Origin of the sequence: Mediterraneibacter butyricigenes (genome assembly GCF_003574295.1) — a bacterium.
GTDB lineage: Bacteria > Bacillota > Clostridia > Lachnospirales > Lachnospiraceae > Mediterraneibacter_A > Mediterraneibacter_A butyricigenes.
In genome coordinates this window covers 515,498-528,575 of sequence record NZ_BHGK01000001.1, presented here as the reverse complement: position 1 = coordinate 528,575, position 13,078 = coordinate 515,498, and the positions used below count along the sequence as shown (strand labels likewise).

Below are 13,078 nucleotides of genomic sequence, written 5' to 3'. Positions count from 1 at the left end.
TATCTTGAATCAAGATACTGCTACTTTGCGTTATTGAACAGAGAGATGATTGAGAAGATACGCAAAAATTTGAAGTTGCAGATGATATCAAGCATGAAGAAAAGGAGAAGAACATGAAAGGAATTATATTAGCAGGTGGTTCAGGAACAAGACTTTACCCACTGACTCAGGTAACCAGTAAACAGTTACTTCCAATCTATGACAAACCGATGATCTATTATCCGCTCAGTATCCTGATGGAAGCAGGAATTAAAGAGATTCTGATCATTTCTACACCGGAAGACACTCCACGTTTTGAGGAACTTTTGGGAGATGGAAGTCAGTTTGGTATTTCTCTTCAGTATAAAGTTCAGCCGTCACCGGATGGACTGGCTCAGGCGTTCCTTTTGGGTGAAGAATTTATTGATGGGGACAGTTGTGCTATGATCCTGGGTGACAACATTTTCCATGGACACGGACTGAAAAAACGTCTGGTAGCTGCAGCAAAGAAGACAGAGGGTGCTACCGTATTCGGATACTACGTGGATGATCCGGAACGTTTTGGTGTGGTGGAATTTGATGAAGAAGGAAAGGCTGTTTCTCTGGAAGAAAAGCCGGCACAGCCGAAATCAAACTATGCGGTAACAGGCTTGTATTTCTATGATAATAAAGTTGTAGAATACGCAAAACAGATCAAACCGAGTGCCAGAGGAGAACTGGAGATTACAGACCTGAACCGGATTTATCTGGAAAAAGGCAATCTGGACGTGACATTACTTGGACAGGGATTTACCTGGTTGGATACCGGTACACATGAATCTCTGGTAGATGCAACGAATTTTGTAAAGACGGTAGAGACTCATCAGAATCGTAAGATCGCATGTCTGGAAGAGATCGCATATAACAATGGATGGATTGATAAAGAAAAATTGCAAGAGGCATGTGATCTGTATCAGAAGAATCAGTATGGTCGTTATCTGATGGATGTACTGGAAGGAAAATATATCGAATAGTGAAACAGATGTGTGAAACAGAATGTTGAAACGATATGTAGTAAGGAGAAGAAGATGGGACAGATCAAAGTAACAGATTGTGAAATTGAAGGATTGAAAGTAATAGAGCCGACCGTTCATGGAGATGAGCGTGGCTATTTTATGGAAACGTATAATTACAATGATTTTAAAGAAGCAGGAATTGATGTTCAGTTTGTACAGGACAACCAGTCCAGCTCTAAAAAAGGTGTGCTTCGAGGACTGCATTTCCAGATCAACTATCCGCAGGATAAGCTGGTGAGAGTGGTAAGTGGAGAAGTGTTTGATGTGGCAGTTGATTTGAGAAAAGGATCAAAAACTTATGGAAAATGGTTTGGAGTACTCCTTTCTGCAGAAAATAAAAAACAGTTCTTTATTCCGAAAAATTTTGCGCATGGATTTGTAGTATTATCTGATTCTGCAGAGTTTGCATATAAATGCACGGATTTTTATCATCCAAATGACGAGGGTGGCCTTGCGTGGAATGACCCGGATATTGGTGTAGAATGGCCTATTCCGGAAGATATGGAGCTTATCATTTCTGAAAAAGATCAGAAGTGGGGCGGAATCAAGGACTTGACAAAATAGTCATGTGAACAGGTGAGAAAAGAGATGTTGGAACATATTAATAATTTTAAAAAATTTCAGCCACTGCTATATGAGTTGGTGGCAAGGGATGTAAAGATTAAATATCGAAAGTCAGTGCTTGGAGTGTTATGGACGTTGCTAAACCCGTTGATGATGATGGTGATTCTGTCTGTAGTATTTTCAAATCTGATGAAATTTGATATTGAGAATTACTCCCTGTATATTTTGACAGGACAGATCTTGTTTACATTTTATAACGAGGCAACATCTGGGGCGATGACAGCGATTCTGGGAAATGCGTCTTTGATCAAGAAAGTATACATTCCGAAATACCTGTTTGTGCTTTCGAGGATTGCATCATCAAGCATTAATATCTTGTCTTCTTTCTGTGCATTGATCCTGGTTATGCTTTTTACAAGAACGGAGTTGCACTTTACGATGTTTTTGGTAGTGATCCCGTTGGTTTATCTGACGATTTTTTCATTGGGAATTGGGTTGATTTTGGCGGCACTTACCGTAAAGTTCAGAGATGTGATGCATTTGTATACCGTATTTTTAACGGCTTTAATGTATTTGACTCCGATTATTTATCCAATGAGCATGTTGCCAGAGAAAGTAAGAATCATTGTAAACTTAAATCCATTGACCGGAATCTTAAATATTTTTCGGGAGGTTATGATGTATAACCGGATTCCGTCAGCATTTGAGTTGCTGGTATTTTTGGTGGTTGTCCTGGCAACGCTTGCTTTGGGATTGTGGGTATTCTACAAGCAGCAGGATGAATTTATATTGAATCTCTAAGGAAGGATAGATGAATGAGTGATGATATTGTAGTAAAAGTAGATCATGTTTCAATGCGTTTTAATCTTTCCAGTGAGAAAGTAGATAATATGAAAGAATATTTTATCAAGCGTATAAAAAATAACATGAAATACGATGAGTTCTGGGCATTGAGTGATGTGACATTTGATGTAAAAAAAGGAGAATCGGTTGCTCTGATCGGATTGAATGGTTGCGGTAAGAGTACTTTGCTTAAGACAATTGCAGGAGTATTGAAACCAACGAAGGGTTCTGTGAAAATCTATGGAAATATTGCTCCGATGATCGAATTGGGTGCTGGTTTTGATATGGATCTTACCGCTCGCGAAAATGTATTCTTAAACGGTGCCATTCTGGGATACTCACGAAAAGAGATGCAGAAGCATTATGATGGAATCGTAGAGTTTTCGGAGTTGGAAGAGTTTATGGATGTACCGATCAAGAATTTTTCTTCCGGTATGTTGGCCCGACTGGCTTTTGCAATCGCAACAATCGGTACACCGGATATTCTGATCGTGGATGAAGTCCTGTCGGTAGGAGATTTCAGATTCCAGGAAAAATGTGAGAAAAGAATTCAGGGAATGATGAAGAAAGATACAACAATTTTGTTTGTGTCTCACAGTATTGACCAGGTGAAGAAAATCTGTAATCGGGCAATCTGGATCGAAAAGGGAAGAATCCGGGAGGATGGTACGAGCGAAGAAGTGGGCAGCCATTTTGAGAGAGCGTATTATGCAGGAGAACTGGAAGAGTAGAGGTTATATTGGTGAAAAATCTAAAGAAAATTATATTTGTTGTATTGGCAGTCGTTGTCGCTGCAATCTATTCTTATGGAGTCTGGCCGCGAGCAATTTATAATACGGATATAGGTGCAAATTCTTATGAGAATACTGGAAAACTTAATGCCGGTGTTGTTCTGACACAGACGTTTGTCAGTACAGACCATGGGCTGTGTGGATTTTCAATCAAACTAACGAAGCTGGATAACCAGGTGATCGGAACTTATAACTGGAGTGTGACAGAAGCTGATTCCGGAAAAGAAGTTGGAACGGGAGTGATTGATGAATCTAGTACAGAAAATAAGGAGTTTGTCAGTTCGAGCGCGCAGAAGCGCGGGAATATAAAAGTATCTTTTCCGATTCAGGAAGAGAGTGAAGGAAAGGAATATATTCTTACGATTCAAGGGGAAAATGTGCAGGAAGATGAAACCATGGCAGTTTATATGACGGAAAAGGGAAAATCAGAAAGCACAATGAAGCTAGATGGAGAAAATCTGGAAAAAGCCAGTGTTATTAAATTAAATTATAAACGGTTTAATGTAGAGACGTTTATCGTTTTCCTGGCAATTGTTGTATATCTGGTAGTATTTATCAAATTTATGTATAAGTTGTTCAGATAATGGCGATATAGGAGAAAAGAATGGATGTTACAATCGTAATCCCAACCAAAAATGGTGGAAAACTGTTTGATAAGGTTTTGGACCGGGTGTTTAAGCAGGAAACAGAATATGAATATGAGGTCATTTGTGTAGATTCGGGCTCAAAGGATGAAACGATTTCAACGATCAAAAAATATCCCTGTAAGTTGTATCAGATACCGGCTTCAGAATTCGGACATGGAAAAACCAGAAATTTTGGAGCTTCGAAAGGAACCGGCAAATATATCGTATTTATTACACAGGATGCGATGCCGGCGTCTAAGAAATGGCTTCAGAATTTTATAGATGGAATGAAGAGTGACCCAGAGATTGTGGGAGGGTTTGGAATACACTATCCTTATCCGGACTGCAATATACTGGATAAAAGAGATTTGTATTATCATTTTAAAAATTTCGGAGAGGACAATACAATTTTTCAACTGACAGATGAAAACAGGGAGCGATATAAGACGGAGGAGGGATATCGACATTTGTTATCGTTCTTCTCTGACAATAATTCCTGTATTCGGCGGGATATTTTTGAGCAGTATCCTTATGATGATGTTTCTTTTGCTGAAGATCAGATTTGGGCAAGAAAAATGATTGAGTTAGGATATAAAAAATTATACTGTCCATATGCTCCGGTCTATCATTCACACAATTTTAAACTTAGTTCCTATTTTATGAGATATTTTGATGAGTATAAGGGATTATATGATTTACAGAAATTTTTGATTTCAACGAGTTGGGTGAAATTACCGGTTCAGACGGCGAGAAATATTCTGTCAGATGAAAGGTATATCAGGCATTTGGAAATGCCTAAAAAGGAGAAAGTGTACTGGGGCTGGTATGCGGTATGCCGAAACTTCAGTCGATATTATGGGGGATATCTTGGAGGAAAATATGACAGCTATTCGCCGAGAGTGCAGAAATGGCTAGATAAACATATTTCACAGCAATATAGACAAAGAAAGGCATAAAAGGTGAGTATAAATGAATAAGGTTAAATTGTTTTTTCAAAAACTGATTCCGTTTATTAAACGAAGAGGTCTCCGTGGCGTTTGGGAAAAGATTCTTATAAAATTGCATTTGAGAAAAGAACAGTTTCCGCTGGTCGAGGCTTATCACTTTATCGTTGATGAACAGAAAGTTCCTTTTGATGAAAAAGAGTTTGAAACACATAAAGAGGATGCGACGATTCTGTTGAACTGGGTAATCCCTGAAATGGGAAAGGGATCCGGAGGACATATCAATATTTTCCGGTTTATTTCCAATCTGGAGAATCTGGGATTTCACAGCAGACTGTACCTGCATCTGGCTTCGAATTTCAGAGATAATAAATCTTTAAAAGATTTTTTGCGTGAGAATTTTGCAATTCTGGATGAGAGAGTGGAAGTATTCTGGGATGTAAAATATGCAGAATTTGCGCATGCAACGATTGCAACTTCCTGGCAGACCGCATATTTTGTGAAAAATTTTGACAATACAATTTCAAAATTCTATTTTGTGCAGGATTATGAGCCGTATTTTTATCCGCTTGGCTCGGAAGCTCAATTTGCAAAAGCGACCTATACCTTTGGATTCCGTGGAATTACAGCGGGTGACTGGTTGAAAGATAAGCTGGCGCAGGAGTTTGGAATGAAAACAGACAGTTTTGGCTTTTCTTATGATAAGGAACTTTATAAACCTTATAAAAAGAAAAGTGCTGCAAAACGGGTATTTTTCTATGCAAGACCGGTTACACCGAGAAGAGATTTTGAGATGGGAATCCTTGCGTTGGATCTTCTGTGTCAGAAGATGCCGGAAGTGGAAGTGGTATTTGCAGGTTGGGATGTTTCGGAGTTTAAGATTCCGTTTAAGCATCAGAGCCTTGGAATTGTAAGTATCGATCAGTTGTCAAAGGTTTATTCACAGTGCGATCTGTGCTTTGTATTGTCTAATACCAATCTGTCTTTGCTCCCGTTGGAAGTTATGGCATCGAATTCTGTAGCAGTATGTTCCACAGGTGCAAACAGTACATGGTTGGTAAATAAGGAAAATTCTGTTCTGGTCGATTACGATCCGCATCATATTGCAGAAACGCTGGAATATTACCTGAAACATGAGGATGAATTGGAGACGATTCGAAGAAAGGGACTGGAGTTTGCAAGATCAACTTCCTGGGAAGCAGAAGCGGAAAAGGTAAAAGATGCAATTTTGAAAGGTATTGCAGAGGATAAAAATGAAAGACATTAGAAAAGTATTAATTATTGGCGGGAACGGATTTATCGGAACGAATCTCGCCAGAAGGTTGTCGAAAAGAGAAGACCTGGATGTGTACAGTTTTGATCTGACAATGCCAGAAAAGAAAGTTACCGGAGTAAGCTACCTGACAGGGGATTTTTTTGATGACTGTGTTCTGGAGGAGACGGTAGAAGGAATGGATCTGGTGATTCATTCACTCAGTACGGTGAATCCGGGAAATTCCAATAAAAAGTATATGGAAGGTTATAAACGGGACTTTATACAAACTGTTAATTTATGCAGTATGTTAATCCGACAGAAAACAAATATGATTTTCCTGTCTTCTGGGGGAACTGTTTATGGAGTGCAGGAGATACAGCCAATTAAGGAAACTGCATTGCCGGTGCCGATCAATCATTATGGAAGTCTGAAACTTTGTATTGAGAGTGTGATACGTACTTTTAACACACAGTTGCATACCAAAATGAGAATTGCTCGTATTTCAAATCCTTACGGCCCGGGGCAGGACTATCACAAAGGTGTCGGGTTTGTGGACGCGGCGATCAAAAAGTCTTTGGAAGGAGAAACTCTGGAAATCTGGGGTGACGGAGAAAACATTCGGGACTACATTTACATCGAAGATGTGTGTGGAATGTTGGAAGCTCTGGTGGATTATGAAGGAGAGGAAGAAGTCTTTAATCTCAGTTCCAATGAAGGAATCAGTCAGAACAGAGTAGTTGAAATTCTGAAGAAACTGGATAAAAGTTCCGAAGTCATTTATAAAGATGCACGGAGTGTAGATGCAAGAAAGATTGTTTTGGACAATACGAAAATTCGCTCGATTTATACCGAAAAGTTGTGCAGCTTTGAGGAAGGCGTAAAAAAATATTATAATTATTTGAAAGAACAACAGGAGAATCTATCATGAGAATTTTAGTAACAGGTGTAAAAGGCCAGCTTGGTTATGACGTGATGAATGAACTCGCCAAACGTGGTCATACCGGAATTGGCGTAGACGTAGAAGAAATGGATATCACCGATGCTGCAAAAGTAGAGCAGGTGATCAAAGCGTCTGATGTGGAAGCAGTCATCCATTGCGCAGCTTATACAGCAGTAGATGCTGCAGAAGACAATGTGGAAATCTGTCATAAGATCAATGCAGAGGGTACTGAAAACATTGCGAAGGTATGCAAAGAGCTGGATCTGAAAATGATCTATATCAGTACGGATTATGTATTCAATGGAGAAGGCACCAGACCATGGGAGCCGGATGATGAAAGAGAGCCGCTGAATGTCTATGGACAGGCGAAATACGAAGGAGAACTGGCAGTAGAAAAATATCTGGAGAAGTATTATATCGTCAGAATCGCCTGGGTATTCGGAGTGAATGGAAAGAACTTTATTAAAACTATGCTGAATCTTTCCGAGACACATGATGAACTGAGCGTGGTAAATGATCAGATCGGATCCCCGACTTATACTTACGATCTGGCAAAACTTCTGGTGGATATGGTAGAGACAGACAAGTACGGCCGTTACCATGCAACCAACGAAGGACTCTGTACCTGGTATGAATTTGCAACAGAGATCTTCCGTCAGGCTGGAAAAGAAATTACGGTTCATCCGGTAACCAGCGATCAGTTCCCGTCAAAAGCGAGACGTCCGCATAACAGCCGGATGAGTAAGGATAAATTAGAAGCAAACGGATTTGACCGTTTGCCAACTTGGCAGGATGCGCTGAATCGTTATCTGAAAGCAATCGGTGTGATTGAGGCGTAGAAAAGAACTTAATAATTTCGGAAAAAACAAAAGAGAGTAAAGAAAAGGTGCTAAACTTCAATATTACGAGCTGATATAATAGTTCAAGCTGGTAAGTGAAGTTAGCACCTTTTCTTTTGGAGTTCTTTTGGAGTTACCCGATGCAATCTTTTTCGGGGATTATAAACGGAGAAATCCTATTTACTGAACGCTTTTTACCCCTTCAACACCTTTCGCTGCATCCAGTCTTTCGCATACAGAAATGTATTTGCAATCAATTCAATCTCAATCCTGCAATAGTTGAGCAGATGAAGTGGGTTGAATGGCATTTTTCTGTTCTTTACAGGTCGCGAATTCTTTTATTCCTTCCATGTATTCTTTCCCGAATCCGATCTTCAGAAAGAAAATCCATTTTACCAGATATCCGGCGGTAAGCGGCAGGAGATTCAAAAGCAGTTGAAGAACCGGCATATTTTTATAGTTGACATAAATGTTATTGCGGGCGGACAATTTGACTTTGAAAGCATTGTACTTGGATCCGCTGGTTCCGCTTCCTACATGATATACGAGAGCGGAAGGGCAGTAGACATTCTTGTAGCCGTAGATTTTGGCACGGTAACCTACGTCGATATCTTCCAGATAGGCAAAATGATTCTCATCAAAATAGCCGATCTTTTTAAACAGTTCCCGGCGGTAGATAGCGGCTCCGGCGCAGGCAGAGAAGATCTCACAGTCTTCAGTATAGTTGGTGATGGAACGTCCGGCTCCCCGGCAGATGCCCCAGCCGATGACGGTATAGAGGTCGCCGGCACTGTCGATCTGTTCCGGATGATACATCTGGATCATCTTACTGCTGACGGAGAAAATATAGCGGGAGCGTTCGATGGCGCGAATCATTTCCAGGACAAAATGTGGTTCGACAGTGGTATCATTGTTCAGAAGCAGAACATAAGGAGTATCTGCGTGGCGGATTCCTACGTTGACTGCTTTGCTGAATCCGTAGTTCTTCTCCAGAACCAGTGTCTCGATCTCCGGATATTCTTCTTTCATGTATTCCACGCTGCCGTCGGTGGAAGCGTTGTCCACAACCAGAATCTTGAAATCTTTACAGGTCTGTTCTGCCAGTGATTTGAGGCAGGGCTCCATAAAATGTTTTCCGTTATAATTAGGAATGATAATGGTGACTTTCATTGATTTTCTATACTCGCTTTCCTGATTTTCCTTTGTAATCGAATCATTTGTTTCCTATTATAACATGGAAGAAAAGGGCTGACCAGAAACTTTCTGTTAAATAATTACGAAAATGTTACAGATATTAAACAAAAATTACCAATAGGGTTGTTCTTTTAACAAAAATATTGTATGATGTACGGAGAAATTAACGGGTGAAGTGCGCCCGATTTAAAGGTGAAGATAGAATGATAAAGGACAATCAGAAATATTTAAACAGAGTTCATGTGGTATTAGATGCGCTGGTGATCGTCATTTCTTATGTAATGGCGTGGTATCTTCGATTCCAGTCCGGGTTCTTCCGGATGGATCCCTGGTACTTGTCTCTCCGTGAATATTGCAGGGCTCTGATTTACATTGTGCCGGGATATCTGATTCTGTATGCGGTATTCCAGCTCTACACAGCCAAGCGTGTCCAGGGAAGAAGACTGGAAGCCTGGCATATTATTCAGGCCAATGTCATCGGTCTGATGGGATTTATCCTAGTGTTGTATGTGATGAAACAGGCGAATTTCTCCAGAACCATGATTTTTATTTTCTTCTGTTTAAATGTGGTTCTGGAAGTGCTTTTGCGCAACGGGATCCGGCTTTTCCTGCGTAAGATCCGTAAAAATGGTTATAATCAGAAACATTTGCTTCTGGTAGGATACAGTCGTGCCACAGAACAGTATATTGACCGGATCGTAGCCAATCCGGAATGGGGATATTCTCTCCGGGGAATCCTGGATGATCATCAGCCGCGTGGAACGGAATACAAAGGGGTAAAGGTGATCGGAAGCATCGACAACCTGCTGATCATTCTGCCGCAGAATCATGTGGATGAGATTGCCATTACCTTAGGTCTGGAAGAATATCATAAACTGGAATATATCGTGGGAATGTGTGAGAAATCCGGAGTCCATACCAAATTTATCCCGGATTATAATAACATTATCCCGACAAAACCCTATACGGAAGATCTTCTGGGACTTCCGGTTATCAATATCCGTCATGTACCGCTGAACAATTTTTTCAATCGGATGATGAAGCGGGCAGTGGATATCTTTGGCGCAGTTGTTGCGATTATTTTGTTCTCCCCGGTAATGCTGGGAACTTGTATCGCCATCAAGATTTCTTCTCCGGGACCGCTGATCTTCAAGCAGGAAAGAGTTGGATTGCAGAATAAGACATTTTCTATGTACAAATTCCGCTCTATGATCGTGCAGGATGCGGCTTCTGAAAAGAGTAAATGGACGACAAAGGATGATCCACGTGTGACGAAAGTTGGAAAATTCATCCGGAAGACCAGTATTGATGAACTTCCTCAGTTGTTTAATATTTTAAAGGGAGATATGAGTCTGGTGGGACCAAGACCGGAACGACCGCAATTTGTGGAGAAGTTTAAAGAGGAGATTCCGCGTTACATGATCAAGCACCAGGTGCGTCCGGGCCTGACCGGCTGGGCACAGATCAATGGATTTCGTGGAGATACTTCGATCCGCAAGCGAATCGACTGTGATCTTTATTATATTGAGAACTGGACGCTGGGACTGGATTTTAAGATTATTATTCTGACTTTCTTTAAGGGATTTGTGAATAAAAACGCATACTAGCGACGGGAGAGCATTTTGGAACAGAAAAAGTATCAGCAGATTCATTTAAAAGAATATGGAATATATCTTGCTGCTTATCTAGCTGCAATTGCCTGTTCGAAACAGGAGTGGTATGCAGCATCCGGTGTGGTTCTGGGACTTGCGGCACTCTTTCTCTATATCCGATTTGTGAAAGAATCCGGAAGTCTGGTGGATTTGAAAGCCCTGTTTTCTCTGTCCTGGATAGGAGGAGAGGGAATTGCCTGTCTGAAATTAAGCAGACTTTCCGCTCCGTGGGAGATCGAGACCTGGCTTAGTTTTTATCTGGTATATCTTCTGTTTTGTGCAGGGTATGACTGGATGCAGAATTGTCTGAAGAAACGGACAAGGAAGAGCGTGCTTGTGAAAACTGGAGAAGCAGAAGGGACGGAATCTTTGCAGGCACGGGGAAATGAAAGACGCATGAATTTGATAGAAAAGAACAGCATGGATTCAACAGCAGCAGGAAAGCAGAAAATCCCGACACAGAAACGTGCGAAGAGAGTACTGATCTGTATTGTCTGCCTGATGGCCGGTTCTGTTTTGTGCTTCGGTCTGGAAGCGTGGATCCTGGGGTATATCCCGATCCTGTCCTCGGCACCTCACGCTTATTCCTATTTCCATGTGTCCGGCGTGCATTATTTTACCATCAGTTGCATTCTGATTCCCGGTCTGACCCTGGTGTACCTGAAACTGGCACAGAAGACGACAACTTTGGAAAAAGGTTTATTACTGCTTGGAAATGCAACCGCAGTGGGAATTCCGATTTTCTGTGTATCAAGGTTTCAACTGCTGTTTTCCGTAGGATTTGCAGCTGTAATCTATGTATTGCTTTATAAAAAAATCACCTGGAAAATGGTGGTGGTCGGATTGGTTGTTATGATTCCGCTTTATGTGATGCTTACATTTTTCCGACATCATGATGTGGCTTACCTGAACGGGATTTTTGAGATGAAGAGTTCAAACGTGCCGATTTTTGTGACACAGCCTTACATGTATGTGGCAAATAATTATGAAAATTTCAATTGTATGGTAAGAGATCTGACAGCACACAGCCATGGAGTCCGGATGTTGTTTCCGGTTCTGGCACTGACCGGACTGAAATTTGTCTTTCCGGAGCTGATCAGCTTACCGCTATATATTACCAAGACGGAGCTTACCACGCTTACGATGTTCTATGATGCTTATTATGATTTCGGTATTTGGGGAATTGTTTTGTTTGCAGGAGCGATCGGAATGATGGCAAGCTGGCTAAGCGAGACGCAAAAGAGAAGTTCCAACCCGATTTTTGCGCTGTTTTACGGACAGATCGCAATCTATCTGGGACTTTCCTTTTTTACCACATGGTTCAGTAACCCAACCACCTGGTTCTGGCTGGGGCTGACGTTTATTATGATGCTATTTGTAGGAAACAAGGAGGAAGGGCTATGGAAAAGCCGGTCATTGAAGTGATCATTCCAACATATCGTCCGGATAGTCAGGTTGTAGAACTGGTTCGTCGTCTGAAGAAGCAGACGGTACCTCCGGACAGGATTCATATGATCGATACCAGAAGCGGGAGTTTCCCGGAGGAGTTAGAGGAAGATCCGGGGATTAAGCTGACCCGGATTGAACCGGAACGTTTTGACCACGGAGGAACCCGGGCGATGGGCGCAGATGCATCCAGTGCGGAGATCTTGATTTTTATGACCCAGGATGCCATGCCTGCCAATCCGAATCTGATCGAAAATCTGGTGAAAGCGCTTCGGCAGGAAAAGGTGGGAGCCGCTTATGCAAGACAGCTTCCGGCGAAGGATTGCCGGGTGATTGAGCGATATACCAGAAGTTTTAATTACCCGAAAGAAAGTTTTGTGAAATCCTGGGATGATCTTCCGAAAATGGGAATCAAAACGTATTTCTGCTCCAACGTATGTGCGGCATACCGAAAAGATATTTACGATTCTCTCGGCGGGTTTGAGGAGCGGACGATTTTTAATGAAGATATGATCCTTGCGGCAAAGATCATTCAGTCCGGTTACCGGGTAGCCTATGCGGCGGATGCGGAAGTGATTCATTCCCATAATTATTCGGTGCGTCAGCAGTTTCATCGAAATTTTGATCTGGCAGTTTCCCAGGCGGAACATCCGGAGATTTTCGAGGAGATTCGTTCGGAAGACGAGGGAATCAAGCTGGTAAAGAAGACGGCAAAACATTTGCTGGATATCCGAAAGCCCTGGCTGATCGTAACCCTGGTGATGCAAAGTGCAGGAAAATATCTGGGTTACCGGCTTGGAAAGCGCTATCAGAAGCTGCCGGGCTGGGTGATCCGGAAATGTACGATGAGCCCGTTGTACTGGGAATCTGACTGAGACTCTGACCGGGAAAACGATAAAGGTTTGCGCAGAACAGAGAAATAAGATATAATAGTACTGTTTATTCTGAGA

Annotated in this window: 13 protein-coding genes; 12 read left to right on the top strand and 1 reads right to left on the bottom strand. The window is 41.6% G+C overall.

Annotated elements, in window-relative coordinates:
- The first annotated feature begins 113 nt into the window (after positions 1–113).
- Genes rfbA through rfbD form a run of 9 tightly spaced genes read left to right on the top strand, consistent with a single transcriptional unit; the run spans position 114 to position 7,836 of the window.
- Entirely contained in the window at positions 114–992 is an 879-nt protein-coding gene (gene rfbA, locus KGMB01110_RS02600) for a glucose-1-phosphate thymidylyltransferase RfbA (protein ID WP_119297469.1), read from the top strand.
- A 54-nt stretch (positions 993–1,046) separates the two neighbouring features.
- Positions 1,047–1,598, top strand: a complete 552-nt coding sequence (gene rfbC / locus KGMB01110_RS02595) for a dTDP-4-dehydrorhamnose 3,5-epimerase (RefSeq protein ID WP_117603880.1) — start codon at positions 1,047–1,049, stop codon at positions 1,596–1,598.
- Between the two features lie 24 nt (positions 1,599–1,622).
- On the top strand, positions 1,623–2,399 hold the full coding sequence (locus KGMB01110_RS02590) for an ABC transporter permease (protein ID WP_119297468.1): 777 nt from the start codon (positions 1,623–1,625) through the stop codon (positions 2,397–2,399).
- Between the two features lie 14 nt (positions 2,400–2,413).
- Entirely contained in the window at positions 2,414–3,172 is a 759-nt protein-coding gene (locus KGMB01110_RS02585; RefSeq protein ID WP_117889204.1) for an ABC transporter ATP-binding protein, read from the top strand.
- Between the two features lie 11 nt (positions 3,173–3,183).
- The gene (locus tag KGMB01110_RS02580; RefSeq protein ID WP_136626673.1) at positions 3,184–3,816 is read left to right on the top strand and encodes a hypothetical protein; all 633 of its coding nucleotides are present in this window, start codon (positions 3,184–3,186) and stop codon (positions 3,814–3,816) included.
- A 20-nt stretch (positions 3,817–3,836) separates the two neighbouring features.
- Positions 3,837–4,814: a glycosyltransferase family 2 protein gene (locus KGMB01110_RS02575; RefSeq protein ID WP_119297467.1), complete on the top strand. Its 978-nt coding sequence runs from the start codon at positions 3,837–3,839 to the stop codon at positions 4,812–4,814.
- 13 nt (positions 4,815–4,827) lie between these two features.
- Positions 4,828–6,069 (top strand): rhamnosyltransferase WsaF family glycosyltransferase, encoded by a 1,242-nt coding sequence (locus KGMB01110_RS02570; RefSeq protein ID WP_119297466.1) that lies wholly within the window; start codon positions 4,828–4,830, stop codon positions 6,067–6,069.
- A complete protein-coding gene (locus tag KGMB01110_RS02565) occupies positions 6,056–6,985 on the top strand; it encodes an NAD-dependent epimerase/dehydratase family protein (protein WP_119297465.1) in 930 nt (309 codons plus the stop codon). Before KGMB01110_RS02570 ends, KGMB01110_RS02565 begins: the two co-directional genes overlap by 14 nt.
- Entirely contained in the window at positions 6,982–7,836 is an 855-nt protein-coding gene (gene rfbD / locus KGMB01110_RS02560) for a dTDP-4-dehydrorhamnose reductase (protein ID WP_119297464.1), read from the top strand. The genes KGMB01110_RS02565 and rfbD overlap by 4 nt, the downstream gene beginning before the upstream one ends.
- Positions 7,837–8,100: 264 nt before the next feature.
- Here the strand turns inward: rfbD and KGMB01110_RS02555 are convergent, their stop codons facing one another.
- Complete coding sequence (locus tag KGMB01110_RS02555) at positions 8,101–9,006, bottom strand: glycosyltransferase family 2 protein (RefSeq protein WP_330507989.1); 906 nt, start codon at positions 9,004–9,006, stop codon at positions 8,101–8,103.
- A 227-nt stretch (positions 9,007–9,233) separates the two neighbouring features.
- On the opposite strand from KGMB01110_RS02555, the gene KGMB01110_RS02550 reads away from it, so the two are divergent.
- The 3 genes from KGMB01110_RS02550 to KGMB01110_RS02540 are packed head-to-tail and all read left to right on the top strand — an operon-like array spanning position 9,234 to position 13,003.
- Complete coding sequence (locus tag KGMB01110_RS02550; RefSeq protein ID WP_119297463.1) at positions 9,234–10,637, top strand: undecaprenyl-phosphate glucose phosphotransferase; 1,404 nt, start codon at positions 9,234–9,236, stop codon at positions 10,635–10,637.
- A 15-nt stretch (positions 10,638–10,652) separates the two neighbouring features.
- Positions 10,653–12,107: an O-antigen polymerase gene (locus KGMB01110_RS02545; protein WP_243112638.1), complete on the top strand. Its 1,455-nt coding sequence runs from the start codon at positions 10,653–10,655 to the stop codon at positions 12,105–12,107.
- Positions 12,083–13,003 carry a glycosyltransferase family 2 protein gene (locus KGMB01110_RS02540; protein WP_119297462.1) on the top strand — a complete coding sequence of 307 codons (921 nt, stop codon included), beginning with the start codon at positions 12,083–12,085 and terminating at the stop codon, positions 13,001–13,003. Before KGMB01110_RS02545 ends, KGMB01110_RS02540 begins: the two co-directional genes overlap by 25 nt.
- Positions 13,004–13,078 lie beyond the last annotated feature (75 nt).